17 protein-coding genes and 1 riboswitch are annotated in these 22,015 nt (G+C 71.7%); of the genes, 10 read left to right on the forward strand and 7 right to left on the reverse strand.

What is annotated here, in order from left to right; translation table 11 throughout:
- Positions 1–3: 3 nt before the first annotated feature.
- Entirely contained in the window at positions 4–1,134 is a 1,131-nt protein-coding gene (locus OG753_RS30615) for a GTP-binding protein (protein ID WP_327264834.1), read from the forward strand.
- Here the strand turns inward: OG753_RS30615 and OG753_RS30620 are convergent.
- Positions 1,131–3,209: a restriction endonuclease gene (locus OG753_RS30620; protein WP_405790937.1), complete on the reverse strand. Its 2,079-nt coding sequence runs from the start codon at positions 3,207–3,209 to the stop codon at positions 1,131–1,133. The genes OG753_RS30615 and OG753_RS30620 overlap by 4 nt on opposite strands.
- 99 nt (positions 3,210–3,308) lie before the next feature.
- Positions 3,309–5,765: a DNA topoisomerase IV subunit A gene (locus OG753_RS30625; RefSeq protein WP_327264836.1), complete on the reverse strand. Its 2,457-nt coding sequence runs from the start codon at positions 5,763–5,765 to the stop codon at positions 3,309–3,311.
- Between the two features lie 269 nt (positions 5,766–6,034).
- Between OG753_RS30625 and OG753_RS30630 the strand changes: the two genes are divergently transcribed.
- The 4 genes from OG753_RS30630 to OG753_RS30645 all read left to right on the forward strand — a co-directional run bounded on the left by OG753_RS30630 (position 6,035) and on the right by OG753_RS30645 (position 10,830).
- The gene (locus OG753_RS30630) at positions 6,035–7,387 is read left to right on the forward strand and encodes a M16 family metallopeptidase (RefSeq protein WP_383198722.1); all 1,353 of its coding nucleotides are present in this window, start codon (positions 6,035–6,037) and stop codon (positions 7,385–7,387) included.
- Positions 7,388–7,407: 20 nt separating this feature from the next.
- The gene (locus OG753_RS30635; protein ID WP_327266961.1) at positions 7,408–8,775 is read left to right on the forward strand and encodes a pitrilysin family protein; all 1,368 of its coding nucleotides are present in this window, start codon (positions 7,408–7,410) and stop codon (positions 8,773–8,775) included.
- A gap of 217 nt (positions 8,776–8,992) precedes the next feature.
- Positions 8,993–9,152: riboswitch (cyclic di-AMP (ydaO/yuaA leader) on the forward strand.
- Positions 9,153–9,164: 12 nt separating this feature from the next.
- Positions 9,165–9,968, forward strand: coding sequence for a M23 family metallopeptidase (locus tag OG753_RS30640; RefSeq protein ID WP_327264838.1), 804 nt, complete (start codon positions 9,165–9,167; stop codon positions 9,966–9,968).
- A gap of 184 nt (positions 9,969–10,152) precedes the next feature.
- On the forward strand, positions 10,153–10,830 hold the full coding sequence (locus OG753_RS30645) for a GntR family transcriptional regulator (RefSeq protein WP_327264839.1): 678 nt from the start codon (positions 10,153–10,155) through the stop codon (positions 10,828–10,830).
- Between the two features lie 293 nt (positions 10,831–11,123).
- Here the strand turns inward: OG753_RS30645 and OG753_RS30650 are convergent, their stop codons facing one another.
- A complete protein-coding gene (locus OG753_RS30650; RefSeq protein ID WP_030012489.1) occupies positions 11,124–11,405 on the reverse strand; it encodes an HPr family phosphocarrier protein in 282 nt (93 codons plus the stop codon).
- A gap of 184 nt (positions 11,406–11,589) precedes the next feature.
- On the opposite strand from OG753_RS30650, the gene OG753_RS30655 reads away from it, so the two are divergent.
- Genes OG753_RS30655 through OG753_RS30670 form a run of 4 tightly spaced genes read left to right on the forward strand, consistent with a single transcriptional unit; the run spans position 11,590 to position 16,945 of the window.
- On the forward strand, positions 11,590–14,385 hold the full coding sequence (locus OG753_RS30655) for a GNAT family N-acetyltransferase (RefSeq protein WP_327264840.1): 2,796 nt from the start codon (positions 11,590–11,592) through the stop codon (positions 14,383–14,385).
- A 50-nt stretch (positions 14,386–14,435) separates the two neighbouring features.
- A complete protein-coding gene (locus tag OG753_RS30660) occupies positions 14,436–15,032 on the forward strand; it encodes a DUF5998 family protein (protein WP_073909804.1) in 597 nt (198 codons plus the stop codon).
- The gene (locus tag OG753_RS30665; RefSeq protein WP_327264841.1) at positions 15,032–16,234 is read left to right on the forward strand and encodes an alkaline phosphatase family protein; all 1,203 of its coding nucleotides are present in this window, start codon (positions 15,032–15,034) and stop codon (positions 16,232–16,234) included. The genes OG753_RS30660 and OG753_RS30665 overlap by 1 nt, the downstream gene beginning before the upstream one ends.
- A gap of 60 nt (positions 16,235–16,294) precedes the next feature.
- Entirely contained in the window at positions 16,295–16,945 is a 651-nt protein-coding gene (locus OG753_RS30670; RefSeq protein WP_405790938.1) for a thymidine kinase, read from the forward strand.
- Here OG753_RS30670 and OG753_RS30675 read toward each other — a convergent pair.
- Positions 16,932–17,189, reverse strand: a complete 258-nt coding sequence (locus tag OG753_RS30675; protein ID WP_405790939.1) for a hypothetical protein — start codon at positions 17,187–17,189, stop codon at positions 16,932–16,934. The genes OG753_RS30670 and OG753_RS30675 overlap by 14 nt on opposite strands.
- Positions 17,190–17,477: 288 nt before the next feature.
- Positions 17,478–17,702, reverse strand: coding sequence for a hypothetical protein (locus tag OG753_RS30680; protein WP_327264847.1), 225 nt, complete (start codon positions 17,700–17,702; stop codon positions 17,478–17,480).
- 200 nt (positions 17,703–17,902) lie between these two features.
- On the opposite strand from OG753_RS30680, the gene OG753_RS30685 reads away from it, so the two are divergent.
- Positions 17,903–20,044, forward strand: coding sequence for a hypothetical protein (locus OG753_RS30685; protein ID WP_405790940.1), 2,142 nt, complete (start codon positions 17,903–17,905; stop codon positions 20,042–20,044).
- Between the two features lie 75 nt (positions 20,045–20,119).
- Here OG753_RS30685 and OG753_RS30690 read toward each other — a convergent pair whose 3' ends face one another.
- Entirely contained in the window at positions 20,120–20,944 is an 825-nt protein-coding gene (locus OG753_RS30690) for an ABC transporter permease (protein ID WP_405790941.1), read from the reverse strand.
- Positions 20,941–21,861 (reverse strand): ABC transporter ATP-binding protein, encoded by a 921-nt coding sequence (locus OG753_RS30695; RefSeq protein WP_405790942.1) that lies wholly within the window; start codon positions 21,859–21,861, stop codon positions 20,941–20,943. Before OG753_RS30695 ends, OG753_RS30690 begins: the two co-directional genes overlap by 4 nt.
- Positions 21,862–22,015 lie beyond the last annotated feature (154 nt).

A 22,015-nucleotide genomic window follows, 5' to 3' on the forward strand; every position in this document is an offset into this window, starting at 1 on the left:
CGGGTGAACAGCAGGCAGCCCATCCCCGTCGTCGTCCTCGCCGGTTTCCTCGGATCCGGCAAGACCACCGTGCTGAACCATCTCCTCGCCAGTCGTGGGGGCACCCGGATCGGGGTCGTCGTCAACGACTTCGGTTCCATCGAGGTCGATGCCATGTCGGTGGCGGGCCAGGTCGGGGACTCGATGGTCTCCCTCGGCGGCGGCTGTCTGTGCTGCGCCGTCGACGGCAGCGAACTCGACGCGTACCTGGAGAAGCTCTCCGCCCCCGCGCACCGGATCGACGTGATCGTCATCGAGGCGAGTGGGCTGGCCGAGCCCCAGGAGATGATCCGGATGCTCATGGCCGGCGAGAACCCCGACGTCCGGTACGGCGGGATGGTGCAGGTCGTGGACGCCGCCGAGTTCGACGCCACCCGGGCGAGGCACCCGGAGACCGACCGCCACCTCGCCGTCGCGGACCTGGTGGTGCTCAACAAGACCGACCGGGTGGACGCCGCCGAGCGGGCCAGGATCGAGAAGGAGCTGGCCGCGCTGTGCGCCCCGGGCATCCCGGTCGTGGGCGCCGACCACGGGCGGATCGACCCGGAACTGCTCTTCGACCGCCGCCCCTGGACCGAGACCCGGGGACAGCTCTCCTTCGAGGACCTGCTCGCGGAGGCGGAGGGCCACGACCACGACCACTGCGGTCACGCGCACGCCGCGTACGAGAGCACGGAGTTCACCTCCGAGCAGGCCCTGTCCCCGCGCCGGTTCATCGACTTCCTCGACCGGCGCCCGGCCGGGCTCTACCGGATCAAGGGCTTCGTCTACTTCGGCGTGCCCGGGCACGAGGAGCGCTACGAGGTCCACGCGGTAGGCCGCTTCCTCCGCTTCGCCCCGCGGCCCTGGGGGCGGGGCGAAGCGCGCCTGACACAACTGGTCATGATCGGCGCCGGCACCGACGGGGCGGGGCTGCTGCGCGGCCTGGAGGCCTGCAGGGAACCCGCCCCGCACGAGGCGAGCCCCGAGAGCATGTGGGGAGTGCTGCGGTACGTGGCGCGGACCGCGGAGCCCGAGGCAGGGACGGGCGACGTAGGGGCCGGCGAGGCAGGGGCGGGCGAGGAACTCCTCGAAGACGGCCCGGACAGGGTCTAGGCGACCTCTACCCCGTACTCGCCCAGCAGGGCCTCCAGGCCGCCGCGGTAGCCCTTGCCGCCGATCACGAAGTCCCAGTCGCCGTTGGCGCGGCGCCGGAACGAGCCGAGGACCAGAGCCGTCTCGCCCGCGCGCCCGTCGGAGACGTCGAGCCGGCCGAGTTCCTCGCCACCGGCCGACAGCAGGCGGATGTGGGCGTCGGTGAATCCGGCGAGATCGGCGTGCGGATCGACCTCCGGATCTATCGCGGCCACCAGGACCAGCCTGTCGGCCTGCGACGGCAGGGCGTCGAAGGAGACCTCCAGCGCCGCTTTGTCGGGCATCGCGTGGTCACGGGAGCGGACCGAACCGTCCGGGGTGCGCGGGTTGTTGAAGAAGACGAAGTGGTCCTCGCTGAGCACCCGGTTGCCCGTGCAGACGAGGGCGCACACGTCCAGGGCGACCGAACCCGACCAGGACATGCCGAGCACGTTGTGGTCCGCCGGGGGAGCCGGCTCCGGCTCGGGAGCCCGTCGCGCGGGCGCCGCGGCGGCGCCCCCGCCGAGCCGGCCCCGCAGCCCGTACTGGTGGAGCAGCTCGACCAGGTCCGCCCCGGGAACCAACTCCAGCGGCTTGCCGTTGGCAAAGGTGTACGACCCCGGCCCGAAGGACGCGGTGGTGACCAGCACCCCCTTGTTCGCCCCCTTGTCCTGGACCGTGCCGTACAGATCACGCACGGCCGTCGGCGGCACCGTGTTCCGGTAGCGCTTGACCTGCACCACGATCCGCCCGCCCCGGATCGGCGCCGGGTCCACCGCCTCCACGTCCACCCCGCCGTCGCCCGACCGCTGCGTGGTCACCGCCTCCATGCCCATCGCCCGGAACAGCTCGGCGACCAGGTTCTCGAAGGCGATCGGGTCCATCACGAAGAGATCGGGCTCGTCGTCGTCCGCGCCGCCGGTGTGCCCGCCATGGCTGACCACGTCCCCGCCGACCTCGTCCGGCCGGCGCCCGGGGCGCACCGCCGTCAGCTGGTCGGGCCGCGCCGACAGCTGCCCGCCCAGCCCCGAGACCAGACAGTCCACCGCGCTGACCTGCTCCAGGCGCAGCCCGGCGAAAGCACTGCGCGCCGCCGGCACGGTGGCGAGAACGAACCGCGCCTCCTGCCCCGTCACCGGATCGTGGCAGTCCACGAACCCGTTGACCACGACCGACTCCAGTACACCGAACTCGTCCGCCGCGTACAGCTCGCGCACCACCAGCAGCACGCACTGCGCAAGCAGGTCCCGGTAGAGCGCCCGTCGTTCCGTGACCGGGCGGGGCTTCACCTTGTCCTGGTCCGTGCTCGGCAGGTACTGCACCGCCCGGGCCTCCGGCACCACCGCGTACCCGGGCAGCTCCCAGTCCAGCACCAGCTGGCGCGCGGCCGGGTCGTAGGCGGCCGTCACCTGCCTCGGCAGCGCCTCGGGCCAGGCCGTGGAGGCGTACAGGGCGGCCGAGAAGTACTCCACCGCCGCCTCGGCGTCGCCCGCGCGCAGGGCGTCGGCCAGCTCGGTGAGCCCGCTGTTGTGTTCCCGTACCCCGGCGAGCTGCTCCGCCGCCCACCGGTCGTACTGCTGCCGGTACGCGGCCAGTTGCTGCTGGCGCTGCGCCTCCGCCGCGTTCGCGGCCTGCCAGGCCTGGGTGTACCGGGCGTGCGCCTCGCGCTCCGCCTGCGCCCGGTGGCCCGAGCCGAGCGTCCAGCCGCTGCTCTGCCGCTGGAAGTCCTCGATGCGGGGCATCGGCACCGGCTGGGCCAGAGCGCCGGGGTTGAAGGGTTCCAGCCGGTCGGGCCGGGCCAGGTCGGACATCCGGAACGCCGGCGCCCGGCACCCGGCGGCCAACAGGCCCTTGAGGGCGGCGACCTCGGCGTCGAACTGCGCGGTGCGCCGCAGGGCCTCGGCCTCGCGGTACTGCCGGTGGCTGCGGGTCGCGTCCCGTTCGTAGGCCCGCTGCCGGCGCTCGGCATCCCGCTGCTGGACCAGCTGCGTCTGTTGCTGACGGCGCTGCGCCTCCGCCCAGTTCCCGATCAGTCCGCTGCCCGCTCGACGGCTCATCAGCTGCGTTCTCCCCCCACCACGTCCAAGGGGAAAACACTAGTCGGCATTCGGGTGGTACGTCCCCCCGGTCGCGCCACCCGAATGCCCTCGTACGGACTACAGCGCGGCTCCCGCCAGCGCCGCGACCACGGCCGGCAGCGCCGTTCCCGAGCCGTCCCGGCGCGGGTCCACGGCCGGCAGGCCGGCCGGAGTGCCGTTCGCCGACGCCGCACGGACGGGGGAACCGCCCGCCCAGGCCAGGACCAGCACGTCCTCGCCCTTCAGGAACCGCTGGCAGCGCACGCCACCCGTGGCCCGGCCCTTGCGCGGGTACTGGTCGAAGGGGGTCAGCTTCCCGGACGTCACCGAGTCGTCCAGGGTGCCGTGCGAGCCCGCCACCGTGAAGACCACGGCGTCCCGCGCCGGGTCCACGGCCGAGAAGTGGATCACCTTGGCGCTGCCGGCGAGCTTGATGCCCGCCATACCGCCCGCGGGGCGGCCCTGCGGGCGGACCTGGCCCGCCGGGTAGCGCAGCAGCTGGGCGTCGTCCGTGATGAAGACCAGGTCCTCCTCGCCCGTGCGCAGCTCGACCGCGCCGACGATCCGGTCACCCTCCTTGAGGGTGATGACCTCCAGCTCGTCCTTGTTCGCCGGGTAGTCCGGCACGACGCGCTTGACCACGCCCTGCTCGGTGCCCAGCGCCAGACCCTGCGAGGACTCGTCCAGCGAGGTCAGGCAGATGACCTTCTCGTCCGCCTCCAGCCCGGAGAGGAACTCCGAGACCGGGGCGCCGCCCGCCAGGTTCGGCGCGGCGTGGGTGTCCGGCAGCTGCGGCAGGTCGATCACCGACAGCCGCAGCAGCCGCCCGTACGAGGTGACCGCGCCGACGTCGGCCCGGGCGGTCGCCGCGACCTGCGAGACGATCAGGTCGTGCTTGGCGCGGGCGCCGCCCTCCTCCTCCGGCAGTGCGTCGCCGTTCGCCGTACGCGCCAGCAGGCCCGTCGAGGACAGCAGCACGCGGCACGGGTCGTCCGCGACCTCCAGCGGAACCGCCGCCACCGCGGTGCCCGCGGACTCCAGCAGCACGGTCCGGCGCTCGGTGCCGAACTTCTTCGCGACCGCCGCCAGTTCCGCGGAGACCAGCTTGCGCAGCTCGCTGTCCGACTCCAGGATCCCGGTCAGCTCGTCGATCTCGCCGGTCAGCCGGTCGCGCTCGGACTCCAGCTCGATCCGGTCGAACCGGGTGAGCCGGCGCAGCGGGGTGTCCAGGATGTACTGGGTCTGGATCTCGCTCAGCGAGAACCGCTCCATCAGCCGGGACTTGGCCTGCGCGGAGTTGTCGCTGTCCCGGATGAGCCGGATGACCTCGTCGATGTCGAGGAGCGCCACCAGCAGGCCCTCGACGAGGTGCAGCCGGTCGCGGCGCTTGGTGCGGCGGAACTCGCTGCGACGCCGTACGACCTCGAAGCGGTGGTCGAGATAGACCTCCAGCAGCTCCTTGAGGCCCAGCGTCAGGGGCTGCCCGTCCACCAGCGCCACGTTGTTGATGCCGAAGGACTCCTCCATCGGCGTCAGCTTGTAGAGCTGCTCCAGCACGGCCTCCGGGTGGAAGCCGTTCTTGATCTCGATGACCAGGCGCAGGCCGTGCGAGCGGTCGGTGAGGTCCTTGACGTCGGCGATGCCCTGGAGCTTCTTCGAGCCGACCAGGTCCTTGATCTTCGCGATGACCTTCTCGGGGCCGACCGTGAAGGGCAGTTCCGTGACGACCAGGCCCTTGCGGCGCGCCGTCACGTCCTCCACGGCCACGGTCGCGCGGATCTTGAACGTGCCGCGGCCGTTCTCGTAGGCGTCCTTGATGCCCGAGAGGCCGACGATCCGGCCGCCCGTGGGCAGGTCGGGACCCGGCACGAAGCGCATCAGCGCCTCCAGGTCCGCCTGCGGGTGGCGGATCAGGTGGCGGGCGGCCGCGATGACCTCGCCGAGGTTGTGCGGGGGCATGTTGGTGGCCATGCCGACCGCGATCCCGGACGCGCCGTTGACCAGCAGGTTCGGGTACGCGGCCGGGAGGGCGACCGGCTCCCGCTCCTGGCCGTCGTAGTTCGCGGTGAAGTCGACCGTGTCCTCGTCGATCGACTCGGTCATGAGCGACGTGGCGTCGGCCATCTTGCACTCGGTGTAACGCATCGCGGCCGGCGGGTCGTCGTTGCCGAGCGATCCGAAGTTGCCGTGGCCGTCGACCAGCGGCAGCCGCATGGAGAAGGGCTGGGCCATGCGCACGAGGGCGTCGTAGATGGACGCGTCACCGTGCGGGTGGAGCTTGCCCATGACCTCGCCGACGACACGGGCGCACTTCACGTAGCCGCGGTCGGGGCGCAGGCCCATCTCGTTCATCTGGTACACGATGCGCCGGTGCACCGGCTTCATGCCGTCCCGGGCGTCGGGCAGGGCGCGGGAGTAGATCACCGAGTACGCGTACTCGAGGAAGGAGCCCTGCATTTCGTCGACGACGTCGATGTCGAGGATCTTCTCCTCGAAATCCTCCGGCGGCGGGGTCTTCGTGCTGCGGCGGGCCATCGCTGCGCGGCTCCTTAACCAAAAATGGGGTGTGCTGGGTGGCTGGGTCTGGCGGTCTCGTCGTGGTCCGGCGGTCCGGGGGTGTCCGGCGAGGGTACGACGCGGACCATTGTGGCCCGACGCACCGACAACGCCGACTCCGACCCCGGGGGTCCCCCGGACGGAGTGCGGGGGAGTGACCCGGGAACTTATCCGGCGGTCGACGCGCTTGCATACAGTGGCAGGTCGATAAGAAATCTCTGCATCGCGATCGAAGGGACCACATGCCCATGGGTCACACGGCCACAGCCCAGGCCGGCTCCGGCGGCCTGACAGCGACCGAGCACCGGCTGGCCAACGGCCTGCGCGTGGTGCTGTCCGAAGACCACTTGACCCCGGTCGCCGCGGTCTGCCTCTGGTACGACGTCGGCTCCCGCCACGAAGTCAAGGGGCGTACCGGCCTGGCTCACCTCTTCGAGCACCTGATGTTCCAGGGCTCGGCGAGCGTACCGGGCAACGGGCACTTCGAACTGGTCCAGGGCGCCGGCGGTTCGCTCAACGGCACCACCAGCTTCGAGCGCACCAACTACTTCGAGACGATGCCGACCCACCAGCTGGAGCTCGCGCTCTGGCTGGAAGCGGACCGGATGGGGTCCCTGCTGGCCGCCCTGGACGACGAGTCCATGGAGAACCAGCGGGACGTCGTCAAGAACGAGCGCCGCCAGCGCTACGACAACGTGCCCTACGGCACTGCGTTCGAGCGGCTCACGGCCCTGGCCTACCCCGAGGGCCACCCGTACCACCACACCCCGATCGGCTCGATGGCCGACCTGGACGCGGCCTCCCTGGAGGACGCGCGCACCTTCTTCCGTACGTACTACGCGCCCAACAACGCGGTGCTCTCGGTCGTCGGGGACATCGACCCCGAGCAGACCCTCGCCTGGGTGGAGAAGTACTTCGGCACCATCCCCGCGCACGACGGCAAGCAGCCGCCCCGCGACGGCTCGCTGCCCGACACCATCGGGAAGCAGCTGCGCGAGGAGATCGTCGAGGAGGTCCCGGCGCGTGCGCTGATGGCCGCCTACCGGCTGCCGCACGACGGCACCCGCGAGTGCGACGCCGCCGACGTGGCGCTGACCATCCTGGGCGGCGGCGAGTCCTCGCTGCTGCACAACCGGCTGGTGCGCCGTGACCAGACGGCCGTCGCCGCCGGCTTCGGCATGCTGCGCCTGGCCGGGGCGCCGTCCCTGGGCTGGCTGGACGTCAAGACCTCCAGCGGGGTCGAGATCCCCACGATCGAGGCGGCCGTCGACGAGGAGCTCGCGCGGTTCGCCGCCGAGGGCCCGACGGCCGAGGAGATGGAGCGCGCCCAGGCGCAGCTGGAGCGGGAGTGGCTCGACCGGCTGAGCACGGTGGCCGGACGCGCCGACGAACTGTGCCGCTTCGCGGTGCTGTTCGGCGACCCGCAGCTGGCGCTGACCGCCGTCCAGCGGGTGCTGGACATCACCGCCGAGGAGGTGCAGGCCGTGGCCGCGGCCCGCCTGCGCCCGGACAACCGCGCGGTGCTCGTGTACGAGCCGATCGCGGCCGACGAGTCCGACCAGCACGACGAGTCCGACGAGAACGAGGGGGCGGAGCAGTGAGCGACACCGCAGCCGTCACGATGACCTTCCACCCGCAGCCGCAGGCCGGCGAACCGCAGCCGTGGGCCTTCCCGGCCCCCGACCGCGGGCAGCTGCCCAACGGGCTGACCCTGCTGCGCTGCCACCGGCCGGGACAGCAGGTCGTCGCGGTCGAGGTCAACCTCGCCGCCCCGCTCGACGCCGAGCCCGAGGGCCTGGACGGCGTGGCGACCATCATGGCGAGGGCGCTCTCCGAGGGCACCGACAAGCACTCGGCCGAGGAGTTCTCGGCCGAGCTGGAGCGGTGCGGCGCCACCCTCGACGCGCACGCCGACCACCCCGGCATCCGGGTCTCGCTGGAGGTTCCGGCCTCCCGGCTACCCAAGGCGCTCGGCCTGCTCGCGGAGGCGCTGCGTGCCCCCGCCTTCGCCGACGCAGAGGTGGACCGGCTGGTGCGCAACCGGCTCGACGAGATCCCCCACGAGCTGGCCAATCCGCAGCGCCGCGCCGCCAAGCAGCTCTCCAAGGAGCTCTTCCCGGCCACCTTGCGGATGTCCCGGCCGCGCCAGGGCACCGAGGAGACGGTCGCGCGGATCGACTCCGCCGCCGTGCGCGCCTTCTACGAGGCCCACGTACGCCCCGCGACGGCCACCGCGGTGGTCGTCGGCGACCTGACCGGCATCGACCTGGACGCCGTGCTGGCGGACACCCTGGGCACCTGGACGGGCAACACCGCCGCGGCCCGCCCGGTGCCGCCGGTGACCGCGGACGACACCGGCCGCGTGGTCATCGTGGACCGGCCCGGAGCGGTCCAGACGCAGCTGCTGATCGGCCGGATCGGGTCGGACCGCCACGACCGGGTGTGGGCGGCCCAGGTGCTGGGCACCTACTGCCTGGGCGGCACCCTCACCTCGCGCCTGGACAAGGTGCTGCGCGAGGAGAAGGGGTACACCTACGGCGTGCGCGCCTTCGGCCAGGTGCTGCGCTCCACCGCGGACGGCAAGGGCGCCTCGATGCTCGCCATCAGCGGCTCGGTGGACACCCCGAACACCGGCCCGGCGCTCGAGGACCTCTGGAAGGTGCTGCGTACCCTCGCGGAGGGCGGTCTGACCGACGCCGAACGCGATGTCGCCGTACAGAACTTGGTGGGCGTGGCCCCGCTGAAGTTCGAGACGGCGGCCTCGGTCGCGGGCACTCTCGCCGACCAGGTCGAGCAGGAACTGCCGGACGACTACCAGGCGCAGTTGTACGCCCAGCTCGCCGAAACCGGCACCGTGGAGGCCACTTCCGCGGTCGTGAAGGCCTTCCCGGCGGACCGGCTGGTCACCGTTCTGGTGGGCGACGCCTCGCTGATCGAGGAGCCCGTCCGGGCCCTCGGGATCGGTGCGGTGACGGTCGTCTCCAACTGACGCCCAGGTGACGGTCCTTTGAGGGCCGGCTGAAGGATTCGGCAAGGGGTTCTGGTGACTTGTTCACCAGAACCCCTTTTGTCCGTTTAGTGGTGAGGTTGCTTGTATGCGGTGTGGCGTACGCAACAAAAAGCCGTGTCTGTTTGGCGATTGACTGATGATCCGCCTAGCGTCGGCCGTGCTGTCCGTCAGTTGTGCCCGCCGCACCCGCGGCACCGGACAGTGATCGCCGAGTCCCCGTCAGGCGCGAGCCTGGGGAGCCGGGGACCCACATGTGTCCCTGGGGTGAATCGGACCCCCTCGCAAGAGGAGATCCGTAGGAGACCTTCCTGCTCCGAACCCGTCAGCTAACCCGGTAGGCGAGAAGGAAGGAAAGGATCAAACCCTTCATGGCGTTTGGCAGTCGTCCCGCTGGCTCCGGTAAGCACCGTGGTTCCAGCCGTCTGAGCCGCAAGACCGCCGGTTACGCCGGTATCGCCGCGATCGCCACCACGGGTGTCGTCGGCTCCCTCGCCGCCCCGGCCTTCGCCGCGGACAACCACAGCAGCAACATCGGCCAGGACAACGGCCTGAACGCGGTGGTCGTCGCCGAGGACCTCGCGGGCGACATTTCCGACCAGGCCGACTCCCAGCGCCGCGCCGCCGAGCACGACGCCGCGAAGGCGCAGGCCGAGGCCGACGCGAAGCAGCGGGCCGCGGAGGCCAAGCGCCTCGCCGAGGCCAAGGCGAAGGCCGAGCGCGAAGCCGCCGAGCGTGCGGCCCGCGAGGAGGAGCGCAAGCGCCTCAACACCTTCGTCGCCCCGCTCTCCGACTCGTACGTCAGCACGCAGTACCACGCGGGCGGCGGCATGTGGTCCTCCGGCAGCCACACGGGCATCGACTTCCACGCTTCCTCCGGCACCTCGGTGCACGCGGTGGGCGTGGGCACGGTCGTCGAGGCCGGCTGGGGCGGCGCGTACGGCAACAACGTCGTCATCAAGCACAACGACGGCACGTTCACGCAGTACGGCCACCTGTCCTCGCTGAGCGTCTCCGTCGGCCAGCAGGTCACCCCGGGCCAGCAGATCGGTCTGTCGGGCTCCACCGGCAACTCCAGCGGCCCGCACCTGCACTTCGAGGCCCGCACCGGCTCGCAGTACGGCTCGGACATCGACCCGATCGCGTACCTGCGCTCGCACGGCGTCAGCCTCTGACCCGGCCCCGCACCGCTTCACCGAAGACCCCGGCTCCCCGAGCCGGGGTCTTTGTGTTGCGCCCTTGTGCAAATGTTTCGTATTTCCGGCCGCTCTCGGAAATTATCGTGTGTTGCAATAGAGTCGCAGCACGCGCTTGGGCGTGCAATGAGGCTGGCAGTCGGAAATAGGCGGAGGTCCTGTCTTGCGTATTCCTGCGCACGCGGTATGCACAGCAATCCGCGACGACATCGTCTCCGGGGTGTTCGAGCCGGGCGGCCGGCTGACCGAGGAGGTGCTGGCCCGCCGGTACGGGGTCTCGCGCGTCCCGGTCCGCGAGGCCCTGCGGACCCTGGAGTCGGAAGGGTTCGTGACCACGCGGCGCCACGCGGGGGCCTGCGTGGCCGAGCCGACCGAGCAGGAGGCCGCGGACCTGCTGGAGGTGCGGATGCTCCTGGAGCCGCTGGCCGCCGCCAGAGCCGCCCGGCGGCGCACAGACGCGCACCTCAAGGTGCTGCGGGGGCTGGTCAGGCTGGGGCAGGAGCGGGCCAGGCGGGGCCAGGGGGAGGATCTGCGGTCCCTGGGCGGCTGGTTCCACGAGACGCTCGCACAGGCCTCCGGCAGCCCCGGCCTGATCGCGATGCTCACGCAGATGCGGCACAAGATCGCCTGGATGTACGTGGTGGAGGCGCCGGCCCGGCCCGTGGAGTCCTGGGCGGAGCACGGCGCGATCGTGGACGCGGTGGCGCGCGGCGATGCCGAACGGGCGCGAGCGCTGACCGTGCTCCATGCCGACCGGGCGGCGGGGGCGCACCGGCCGAGGCTCCGCCCGGCGGTGAGGACTTCGCAACCTGTCGTAAACATGTCGAGCGGCCGGCATTAACAGCAGCCGTATACAAAGGATGGAATCACGCGAATTCGCTGCGCGGTGGGCGGTCGATTTCCGCCCCGAGGCAATGTGCCGTGCCGAATTCCTGCGGAGCTGAATGCCGGTGCGCCCGGCATTTCGGCGAGACCCTTTCCGTGCCGCCGGGCCGGTTTCTTCCCGTTCCGATTCCGGAGGGGAAGCCGTGCGGGCGGGGCCGTTGCCGGGAGCGGCGGTCAGGGCGCGGGAATGACGAAGCCGCGGTCCCCGTCCGGGGGCCGCGGCTTCGTGGTGGGGTCGAACCCGAAGGGTCAGACGGTCTCGGGGAGCTCCTCGAGACCCTCGGCGACCAGCTTCGCGAGGCGGTCCAGCGCGGCGTCCGCACCCTCGGCCTCGGAGGCGAGGACGATCTCCTCGCCGCCCTGGGCGCCCAGGCCCAGGACCGCCAGCATGGAGGCGGCGTTGACGGGGTCGCCGCCGGACTTCGCGATGGTCACCGGGACGCCGGAAGCGGTCGTCGCACGGACGAAGATCGAGGCGGGACGAGCGTGCAGGCCCTCGGCCCAGCCGACGTTGACGCGGCGCTCTGCCATGGTGATGCCCTTCAGGTTCTTACGGTTGTCTAGACCAGTCTCTCACGACGCCCGGAATGCTCGGACCGACCTTCGGCCTGAATTTTTCGCCGTTCGACCTTCCCCAGCTTGCACTGACTTGTCCCGATATGCATCATGCGCCGCGCGCGCACTGCCGGGCCCGATCCGGCCGTAAGGTAGGCCCATGACCATCGAGTCGGACCCCTCCTACCCGGCCCACTGGGAAGCCGATGTCGTCCTCCGTGACGGCGGCACCGCCCGGATCAGGCCCATCACCACCGAGGACGCGGGCCGGCTCGTCAGCTTCTACGAGCAGGTCTCGGACGAGTCGAAGTACTACCGCTTCTTCGCTCCCTACCCCCGCCTCTCCGACCGCGACGTGCACCGCTTCACGCACCACGACTACGTGGACCGGGTCGGCCTCGCCGCAACCATCGGCGGGGAGTTCATCGCCACCGTCCGCTACGACCGCATCGACGCCGACGGCCGGCCCGCCTCCGCACCCGCCGACGAGGCCGAGGTCGCCTTCCTCGTCCAGGACGCCCACCAGGGCCGCGGGGTCGCCTCCACCCTCCTCGAACACATCGGGGCGGTGGCCCGGGAACGCGGCATCCGGCGGTTCGCCGCCGAGGTGCTGCCCGCCAACACCAAGATGATCAAGGTGTTCACGGACGCCGGCTACCAGCAGAAGCGCAGCTTCGAGGACGGCTCCGTCCACCTCACCCTCGACCTCGAACCCACCGCCGAGTCCCTCGCCGTGCAGCGCGCCCGCGAACAGCGCGCCGAGGCCCGCTCCGTGCAGCGGCTGCTGGCCCCCGGCTCGGTGGCCGTGGTCGGAGTCAGCCGTTCCGGCGCGGGCGTGGGCGCGGCCGCACTGCGGAACCTGCGCGACAGCGGCTTCCACGGCCACCTCTACGCCGTCAACGAGGCCGTCACCCGCGACCTGCTCGACGGCGTACGGGCCTACCGCACGGTCGAGGCCATCGGCGGCCCCGTCGACCTCGCGGTGATCGCGGTCCCGGCCGACCGGGTCCCCGACGCGGTGGCCGCCTGCGGCGAGCACGGCGTGCAGGGGCTCGTCGTCCTGTCCGCCGGATACGGCGAGAGCGGCCCGGCCGGACTCGCCCGCCAGCGCGAACTGGTGCGGCAGGTGCGCTCGTACGGGATGCGGCTCATCGGGCCGAACGCCTACGGGGTGATCAACACCTCCCCGGACGTGGAGCTCAACGCCTCCCTCACCCCCGCCCCGATGCCGACGCGCGGCCGCATCGGCCTGTTCACGCAGTCCGGGGCCATCGGCATCGCCCTGCTCTCCGGTCTGCTCCGGCGCGGCGAGGGCCTGTCCTCCTTCGTCTCCGCGGGGAACCGGGCCGACGTCTCGGGCAACGACATCCTCCAGTACTGGTACGACGACGAGGCCACCGACGTCGCGCTGCTCTACCTCGAAACCCTCGGCAACCCGCGGAAGTTCACCCGCCTCGCCCGCCGGACGGCGGCCGTCAAGCCCGTGGTCGTCGCCAAGGGCGGCCGCCACAGCCCCGCCGGGCACGTCGTCCCCGACACCAGGCTGCCGGACGCCACCGTCTCCGCCCTGCTGCGGCAGGCCGGCGTCATCCGCGTCGACACGGTCACCGAGCTCGTGGACGTCGGCCTCCTGCTCGCCGCGCAGCCACTGCCCGCCGGGCCCCGGATCGCGATCCTCGGCAACTCCGAATCCCTCGGGATCCTCACCTACGACGCCTGCCTCACCCAGGGCCTGCGGCCGCTGCCCCCGCTGGACCTGACGACGGCCGCCTCACCGGCGGACTTCCGCGCCGCCCTCACCGACGCACTGCGCTCCGAGGACTGCGACGCGGTGGTCGTCACGGCCATCCCCTGGGTGAGCGAGGACGCACCCGCGGACGACCTGGCCGGCGCGCTGCGCGACGCGGTGGCCGAGTACCCCGGCAAGCCCGTGGCGGTGGTGCACGTCGAGCTCGGCGAGCTCGTCGAGGCACTCTCCGCGGTGCGGGGCCTCCCGCAGCCCGCCCCCTACCGGAACTGGGGCCCGGCCCCGGACCCCGCCCCGGACGCCGCACCCCCGGCGGCGGTCCCGCTGTCCGCCGCGGGCGACAGCATCCCCAGCTACCCCGCCGCCGAGCGGGCGGTCAAGGCCGTCGCCGAAGCGGTCCGGTACGGGCAGTGGCGCCGGGCCACCGCCGACGCCGGGCAGGTCCCCGAGTACGAGGACATCGACGAGGCCGGGGCCGCGGCGCAGCTGGCCGGACTCCTGGTGGACGTCGACGCCGGGGCCGTGCTGACCCTGACCGACTGGGACGCCCGCGAGCTGCTCGCGCGGTACGGGATCCGGGTCCTGCCCACCCTGCCCGCCCCGAGCGCCGACGCGGCGGTCCGGGCCGCCGGGGTCCTGGGCTACCCGGTGGCGCTCAAGACCACCGCCCCCCACCTGCGCCACCGCGCGGACCTCGGCGGCGTACGGCTCGACCTCACGAGCGAGGCCGAGCTGCGGCGCTCGTACGAGGAGCTCACCGACGCGCTCGGCAAGCCGGCCGAGCTCCAGCCCGTGGTGCAGGCCATGGTGCCGCGCGGGGTCGACACCGTCGTCCGCTCGGTCATCGACCCGGCCGCGGGCGCCGTCCTCTCCTTCGGGCTCGCCGGTGTGGCCTCCGAGCTGCTCGGCGACACCGCGCACCGGCTCGTGCCGGCCACCGACCGGGACGCCGCCGGACTGATCCGGTCCATCCGGACGGCTCCCCTGCTGTTCGGCTGGCGCGGCAGCGACCCCGTGGACACACCCGCCCTGGAGGACCTGCTCCTGCGGCTCTCCCGCCTCGTCGACGACCATCCCGAGGTGACGGGCGTCCTGCTGGAGCCCGTCGTGGTCGCCGCGGAGGGCGTCTCGGTGCTCAGTGCCACCGTCCGTGTCGCGCACCCGCCCGCCCGCGGTGATCTCGGTCCGCGGACCCTCCCCAGTTACTGACCGGGTACGGCGCGGTGGGAGGGCACCCGAAGGGCCTTACCATTGACCCCATGGCGAAATCCGGTACGACGACCCAGGGGCTGCGCACGGCGATCGAGCGCAGCGGCTACTACCCGGCCCTCGTGGCCGAGGCCGTGGAGGCCGCGGTGGGCGGCGAGCCGATTTCGTCGTACCTGGTCCACCAGGAGACGACCTTCGACTCCAACGAGGTGCGCCGCCACGTCACGGTGCTGGTCCTGACCGGTAACCGGTTCATCGTCAGCCACACCGACGAGCAGGCCGCCGACGCCGGGTCCCCCTCCCCGTACGCGACCACCTCCACCGAGTCGGTCAAGCTGTCCAGCATCTCCTCCGTGGTGCTCAGCCGCGTCGTCGCCAACCCGGAGTCCTACACCCCCGGCACGCTGCCCCGTGAGGTCGTCCTGACCATCGGCTGGGGCGCGGTCTCCCGGATCGACCTGGAGCCGGCCGCCTGCGGCGACCCGAACTGCGACTCCGACCACGGCTACACCGGCAACTCCACCGCCGACGACCTCAGCCTGCGCGTCAGCGAGGCCGGCGACGGCCCGGAGGCGGTGCGCCAGACCCTGGTCTTCGCGCAGGCACTCTCCGAGGCAACGGCTGCGACCTCCACCCCCGCCCGCTGATGGCGTTTTCCGCGGCGCAGGAGTGGCCCGAGCCGGAGCTGCTGGACCTGGCCGGTGCCCCCGTCCCGGAGTACGGCACCGGGTCGCTCGCCGACCTGCTGCCCACGCTCGTGGCCGGCCAGGGCGTCCCCGGTTTCACGGCCGCCATCACGGAGCTGACCCCGGCCGACCGGAACTGCGTGTTCCTGGTCGACGGCATGGGCTGGGAGCAGATCAAGGCCCACCCGGACGAGGCCCCGTACCTCACCTCCCTCCTCGGCAGCTCGCGCGGCGGCACCGGCCGCCCGATCACCGCGGGCTTCCCGGCGACCACCGCCACCTCGCTGGCCTCCGTGGGCACGGGGCTGCCGCCGGCCCGCCACGGCCTGCCCGGCTACGCCGTGCGCAACCCGGCCACCGGCGAGCTGATGAACCAGCTCCGCTGGCACCCGTGGACCGCGCCGAAGCCCTGGCAGCCGTACCCGACCGTCTTCCAGCAGGCCGACAAGGCAGGCGTGGCGACCGCCCAGGTGTCCTCGCCCGCCTTCCAGACCACCCCGCTCACCAAGGTCGCGCTCAGCGGCGGCACCTTCCTCGGCCGGATGACCGGCGAGGAGCGGATGGACCTGGCGGCCGAGCGCCTCGCGGCCGGTGACCGCTCGCTCGTCTACACGTACTACAGCGAGCTCGACGGGGCCGGACACCGCCATGGAGTGGACTCCGACGCCTGGCGTGGCCAGCTGATGTACGTGGACCGGCTCGTCCAGCGGCTCGCCGAGCAGCTTCCGGCGCGCACCGCCCTCTACGTCACCGCGGACCACGGCATGGTCGACGTCCCCTTCGACGAGGACTCCCGGATCGACTTCGACGAGGACTGGGAACTGAGCGCCGGCGTCGCCCTGCTGGGCGGCGAGGGCCGGGCCCGGCACGTGTACGCGGTGCCGGGCGCGCAGGCCGACGTACTGACCGTGTGGCGCGAGGTGCTCGGCGACCGGTTCTGGGTCGCGAGCCGCGAAGAGGCCCTGGAGCTGGGCTGGTTCGGCGTGCCGGGGGAGTGCGACGAGCGCGTGCTCGGCCGTATCGGCGACGTGGTCGCGGCCGCCCAGACCGATGCCGCGATCACCGCCTCGCGCAACGAGCCGAACGAGTCCGCGCTCGCCGGAATGCACGGCTCGATGACCGCCGCGGAGCAGCTCGTCCCGCTCCTCGAAATCCGCACCTGACGCCTCACCCTTCATCCCTCACCCACCACCTGCCCACGACCCGAAAGGTCCGTACTTCCCATGCCCGAGCTGGTGTTCTTCTCCGGAACGATGGACTGCGGAAAGAGCACCCTGGCGCTCCAGATCGCCCACAACCGTGACGCCCGGGGCCTGCAGGGAGTCATCTTCACGCGGGACGACCGGGCGGGTGAGGGCAAGCTGTCCTCGCGCCTGGGGCTGGTGACGGAGGCGGTCGAGGCGCCGGAGGACATGGACCTGTACGCGTATTTGGTCGCGCAGTTGTCCAAGGGCGGCAAGGCGGACTACGTGATCGTGGACGAGGCGCAGTTCCTGGCTCCCGAGCAGATCGACCAGCTGGCCCGTGTCGTCGACGACCTCGGCCTGGACGTGTTCGCCTTCGGCATCACCACCGACTTCCGCACGAAGCTGTTCCCGGGCTCGCAGCGACTGATCGAGCTGGCGGACCGCCTCGAACAGCTCCAGGTGGAGGCGCTGTGCTGGTGCGGCGCCCGTGCCACGCACAACGCCCGTACGGTGGGCGGGGAGATGGTCGTCGAGGGCGCCCAGGTCGTCGTGGGCGATGTGAACCGCCCGGCGGAGGAGATCGGCTACGAGGTGCTCTGCCGCCGCCACCACCTGCGCCGCATGACCTCGGCCGCGGCCCATGCCGGCTCCCTCTCCCCGGACGTCCTCCCGGTCAACCACGCCTGACCGGCTGGGCACCCGCGGCGGCGATCCGGTGGCGGAGATCGGCGGCCATGGCTACTGCGTGCTGCCCTGGGTCGAGGGTGAGCACGTCCAGGGGACCGACCTCACCCTTGCCCAGGCGCGCGATCTCGGCGTCCTTCTGGCGCGACGCCACGAGGCCCTCCACCACCGGCGCGGCCTCCTGGCGCGGTACGCCGCTGCCGGGCCGAAGGGCGAGGTCCCGGCCGGGCCCCACAGCTGGACGCACGGCGACTTCCCGTACCGCAACCTGCTGCGGCAGGACGGGCGGGTCGTGGGGACAAGCGGCCTACGCGGCCCGCCGGCAACCTTGCCGCCGGGCGGGCCGGCCTTCCCTGCCGCCCGCGCCGGAGGCGTACGCCGCAACCCGGAGCGGGCGCATACCGGCGACTGCCGGATGGCAGCCGCAGCCGCCACTGCCCGGGGTGCGCACGGGCCGTCCGGGCGACCTGCTGACGGTCCCCGACGCGCTGGCGGGCCGTGGGGCGACCGGCTGGGGTCCGCTCGCTCGCCGGATTCAGCGGCGTGCTCGCCAGGTGCCGTAGAGGGCGGCGACGGCGCTGATGACTCCGGCGAATCCGGCTTCGCCGACGGTGAGATAGGTGCCGGCGCAGGTCGCGAGGAGCGCGACCAGGACCACGGCATCGGGGGTGCGGTGCCGCCTGGTCTCCAGTTCCGGTTCGCGGGCGGCGGGGGGCCGGTCGGGGTCGGGTGTCTGCGGGGTGGTGCCGGTGTCGGTCATGACTCCAGGAGAGCGCGTCTTCTGCCGGGTTCCCAGTGATCCGTACGGGCCCGCCCGGACCCGGACGTCATTGCGTTTCGGCCGATGGAGACCGGTCCGGTTCCGGACGGGCCGAGGCGTTCGTAACCGTTCGGAGCATTCCGCATACGTACGGTCTCACCGCCCTCTAGCGTGGCCTTTCCGTACTGGCAGGGGGTTGGATGGCAGCCGAAGAATCCGGGGTCGAGCCGCGGGACAGCGAGGCGGTCGAGGCGTACGAGGCAGCGCTGGCTGCCTTCGCCGAGAAGCTGAACCTGCTCCACATTTCCGGCGGTTCCCCCTCCTACGCGACGGTCGCCGCCGCCTCCGTGCAGCCGCGCCTGACCACCACCGGCGTGACCGAGATGCTCTCCGGCAAGCGCCTGCCCTCCCTGGAGTCGCTCCTCGAGTTCGTCCGGGTCGTCACCACCCCCAGCGGCCTGGACAAGCCGACCGCCGTAAAGTTTCGCGCCGACTCCGCCCTCGTCAAGGAGTGGCGCGGGTCCTGGCAGGACGTCAAGCTGGCCCAGCGGCGCGCCCAGTGGGAGAGCAAGCGCCAGCGGGCCACGGCCCCGTCCCAGGGCGGTTCTCCGGCCGGCTCGGCGGCGGACGCAGATGCGCCCCCGGAGGACCGGCGCCCCAAGGTCCCTGTGCAGGGGCCTGATCCAGCGGATGGCCGTCCTGCAACCGACCGGGCTGGAAGCCCGGTTTGCGCGGAGCCCTCCGAGTCGCCGGTCTCGGCGCAGGTATCCGCAGTGTCGGCACGATCAGGTGCGGGGCGGAGCTTCTGGCTCAGGCTTCCGCGCTGGCTAATGGTGGTGATCGCGTTGGTGTCGGTGCTCGCTTTGATCGCGGGTGGCTGGTGGTGGTACGTAGAGCGGGGGAGGGTGGCTGAGGATCTTGAGAATCTCGAGAATCAGCGGAAAGTGGACGCGCAGTTTCGCAAGGCTCATTGCGGCACCACGAACCAGGCCCTGACGACTGCGTCCGACGTGTGTGTGGGGATCACCGACGGCAGTGACGGGCCAGGCGTCTTCGGTCCCGGGCTCGAGCCGGCATTGGCCGTGCTCAACGCCGAGAACACGGCCGTGGAGAAGACCGACGGCTATGTCACCGTGGCGCTGATGGGGCCGCTGACCCAGGGCCCGGGCAGCCTGACCGGCGACCGCGCCGTGCACCAGATCGAGGGAGCCCTCATCGCAGTGCTCAAGGCGAACAAGGGCGACGTCTACCCCAAGATTCGGCTGGTGCTGGCCAACATGGGCTCGGACGAAACGCATTGGCATGGAGTCGTCGACCAGCTCAAGACGATGAGCAGTGCGCCCGGCGCAGCGGGCCCGCTCGTCGCGGTGACCGGGATGGGCCTGAGCCAGCAGGAGTCGATCGATGCCGCACGGTCACTGTCGGCAGCCTCCATCCCGATGGTCGGCGACGTCATCACCGCAGACGGATTCGATACCACCGGAAGTATCGACACCGGAGCCAGGATCGAGGGTCTGGTACGTGTCGCAGCCAACTCCAGCGCACAGCTGCAGGCGATCAGTCAGGAACTCCGCAAGCGTCCGGAGCTGAAGACCGCCGCCCTTGTGACCGCCCCGACCACTCCCGCCGGAACCCCCGACTTCTACACGAACTCCATCGCAAAGGCAGCCCAGAACCCGGCAACCGGGCTCCTTCCCTACCTGCAGGCCGGAAGTATCTCCTTCAACTTCGACGTTCGAGGCGGCGCCGCGCAGACCAGCCTCGGCACCATCAGCAAGAACCTCTGCGGCAAGGTCACACCCGACGTGGTGGTCTACGCAGGGCGCGCGACCTTCCTGCCCACCTTCCTCGAGAAGTTGCGCCAGCGGCAGTGCCGCACCATCCCGATCACCGTGGTCACGGGCTCCGACGCGGCCACTCTGGATCGCAAGCTGCCTGCCCTGAACGACCCCGATGCACCCATTTCAGTCCTTTACGTCCCGCTCGCCGATCCCAGCCAGCTCGGTGACAACACCAACCCCGACCGAGGCCTCTACCAGGCCTTCGCCGACGACTTCGGTCGCGTCCACCACGATCAGAAGTTCGACACAGGCCACCTGGCCAGCGGATGGGCAGTCATGGCCCACGACGCGACCGGCACCGCGATCCTGGCCATCCGCAACGCCGTCGACCCGCCCCAGACGCCGCCCACCGTTTATGCGGTCAGAGCGCAGCTCTACCTCTTCGACGTCACCAACGTCATCGAAGGAGCCAGCGGCGTCTTTCGCATCGACCCTCAGACCGGCAACCGGAAGAGCCTCCACACTCCCCAGGTGGTACGCCTGGGCACCCCCAGCGGCTGACCGGACGACACCGTCCCCCTGCAGCGCCCTGTCACCTGCCCGGTCCGCGCCTCCGGGTCTCTCGCAGAGGCATGCTCACACATCGCGGTGCCTCACGACGAGCACGGCGAGCGCGACCGCGAGCAGTGGCCAGAGTGCGTACACGATCCAGGAGCCGGGGACCGTGGCGGCGTGTCCCAGGGATCCGGGGTCCGGGTCCCAGTTCTGGACCAGGCGCTTCCAGGCGGTCGACACCATCGCGTGGTTGACGGCCGCCGACCAGCGATCGTTCTCCGTGAACATGGGGGGCAGCATGAGCAGGGTGAAGACGCAGGCGAGCATGGTTGCGGCGCTGTGGCGGAGCAGGACGCCGAGGCCCAGACCGATCAGGGCGCAGACCGGGGCCAGCAGCGCGGATGCCACCAGCGCCCGGAACACCCCGGGGTGGGTGAGCGGGACCCCAGAGTGCCGCCCGCTCAGGACGGCCTGGGAGACCAGGAAGGAACCGGTGGAGATGACCGCGCCGACCGCGGTCCACAGCGTGGCGGTGACGGCCGCCTTGGCCAGGACCACCGAGCCGCGGGCGGGCACGGCCACGGTGGTGGTGCGGATCAGGCCGCTGCTGTACTCGCTCACGACGGTGAGCGCGCCGATGCTGCCGGCGACGAGCATCAGCGTCCAGTAGCCGGCCGGCGGATAGGCGTCGTAGGGCAGGAAGTCAGCGGGGCCGGAGCGGGCGGCGCTGTCCGCGAGTGTGGCCACGGCGGAGGACCCGATGACGAACACGATGGTGAGTGCGATCGTCCATGGTGTGGAGCGCAGGGACCGCATCTTGATCCACTCGGAGGCGAGCAGGTCGCGGAAGCGGGTGGGAGGCCCGGTGACCGGGGTGGTCGGGGGGACAGGGGCGAGTGTGGTCATCGGGGCTGTCCTGCCTGGTATTCGACACTGTCGGCGGTGAGTTCCATGAAGGCCGCCTCCAACGAGGCTGCGTGGGTGCTCAGTTCGTCCAGCCGGATCCGGTTCTCGAAGGCGAGCGCTCCGATCCGGTCTGCCGGGAGTCCGGTCACGGCGAGTTTCTCGCTGCCCGCCGAGCCTTCCGGTTCGACCGTTGCGCCCGCCGCGGTCAGCAGGGCTGTCAGCTCGGCGGCCTGTGGTGTCGCCACCACGACGCTGCGACGGGTTCCGCGTGCCGCGAAGTCCCGTACCGACTCGGCGGCGATGAGGCGACCCCGGCCGATGACGACGAGCTGGTCGGCGGTGTTCTCCATTTCCGACATGAGGTGGCTGGAGAGGAAGACGGTTCGTCCCTCGGCGGCCAGACGCCGGAAGAGCCGGCGTACCCAGAGCACGCCCTCCGGGTCCATGCCGTTGATCGGCTCGTCGAACATGAGCACGGGCGGGTCGCCGAGCAGGGCCGTGGCGATCCCCAGCCGCTGCTTCATGCCGAGGGAGAAACCGCCGATGCGACGGCTCGCCGCCTCGGCCAGCCCGACTTCCTGGAGCACCTCGTCCACCCGGCGCCGCGGGATGCCGTTGCTGCGGGCCAGGGCGGACAGGTGGGCGGCGGCGCGGCGGCCGCCGTGGACCTGTCCGGCGTCGAGGAGGGCGCCGACGTGCCGCAGTCCCCGCGCGTGCTGGTGGAAGGGGACGCCGCTGACGGTGGCGGAGCCGGTGGTGGGCGCATCCAGGCCGAGGATCATCCGCAGGGTGGTGGACTTGCCGGCTCCGTTGGGGCCGAGGAATCCGGTGACCTGACCCGGCCGCACGGTGAAGGACAGATGGTCGACGGCCGTCTTGCCGCCGTAGCGCTTGGTGAGTTCGTTGACTTCGATCACGGCATCCACACTGCCGGGAGGACCCCGGCCGGGCATGGGGCCGTGGGAGGCAATCGCGCGGCAGGGTTGGCCCGTGGGCGTACGTCCCGGGGCCAATACCGCGCGGGCGGTGGGCCGGTTAGTCTCGCGGTGTGGACCTCATAACGATCATTCC

This window comes from Streptomyces sp. NBC_00029 (genome assembly GCF_045160505.1).
Lineage (GTDB): Bacteria > Actinomycetota > Actinomycetes > Streptomycetales > Streptomycetaceae > Streptomyces.

Excerpts from the sequence above, each read along its gene's own strand:
- OG753_RS30630 (WP_383198722.1), top strand. The coding sequence starts at position 6,035 with ATGGGTCACACGGCCACAGCCCAGGCCGGCTCCGGCGGCCTGACAGCG.
- OG753_RS30690 (WP_405790941.1), bottom strand. The coding sequence starts at position 20,944 with ATGACCACACTCGCCCCTGTCCCCCCGACCACCCCGGTCACCGGGCCT.
- OG753_RS30620 (WP_405790937.1), bottom strand. The coding sequence starts at position 3,209 with ATGAGCCGTCGAGCGGGCAGCGGACTGATCGGGAACTGGGCGGAGGCG.
- OG753_RS30625 (WP_327264836.1), bottom strand. The coding sequence starts at position 5,765 with ATGGCCCGCCGCAGCACGAAGACCCCGCCGCCGGAGGATTTCGAGGAG.
- OG753_RS30655 (WP_327264840.1), top strand. The coding sequence starts at position 11,590 with ATGACCATCGAGTCGGACCCCTCCTACCCGGCCCACTGGGAAGCCGAT.
- OG753_RS30660 (WP_073909804.1), top strand. The coding sequence starts at position 14,436 with ATGGCGAAATCCGGTACGACGACCCAGGGGCTGCGCACGGCGATCGAG.
- OG753_RS30635 (WP_327266961.1), top strand. The coding sequence starts at position 7,408 with ATGACCTTCCACCCGCAGCCGCAGGCCGGCGAACCGCAGCCGTGGGCC.
- OG753_RS30665 (WP_327264841.1), top strand. The coding sequence starts at position 15,032 with ATGGCGTTTTCCGCGGCGCAGGAGTGGCCCGAGCCGGAGCTGCTGGAC.
- OG753_RS30685 (WP_405790940.1), top strand. The coding sequence starts at position 17,903 with ATGGCAGCCGAAGAATCCGGGGTCGAGCCGCGGGACAGCGAGGCGGTC.
- OG753_RS30640 (WP_327264838.1), top strand. The coding sequence starts at position 9,165 with ATGGCGTTTGGCAGTCGTCCCGCTGGCTCCGGTAAGCACCGTGGTTCC.
- OG753_RS30650 (WP_030012489.1), bottom strand. The coding sequence starts at position 11,405 with ATGGCAGAGCGCCGCGTCAACGTCGGCTGGGCCGAGGGCCTGCACGCT.
- OG753_RS30670 (WP_405790938.1), top strand. The coding sequence starts at position 16,295 with ATGCCCGAGCTGGTGTTCTTCTCCGGAACGATGGACTGCGGAAAGAGC.
- OG753_RS30680 (WP_327264847.1), bottom strand. The coding sequence starts at position 17,702 with ATGACCGACACCGGCACCACCCCGCAGACACCCGACCCCGACCGGCCC.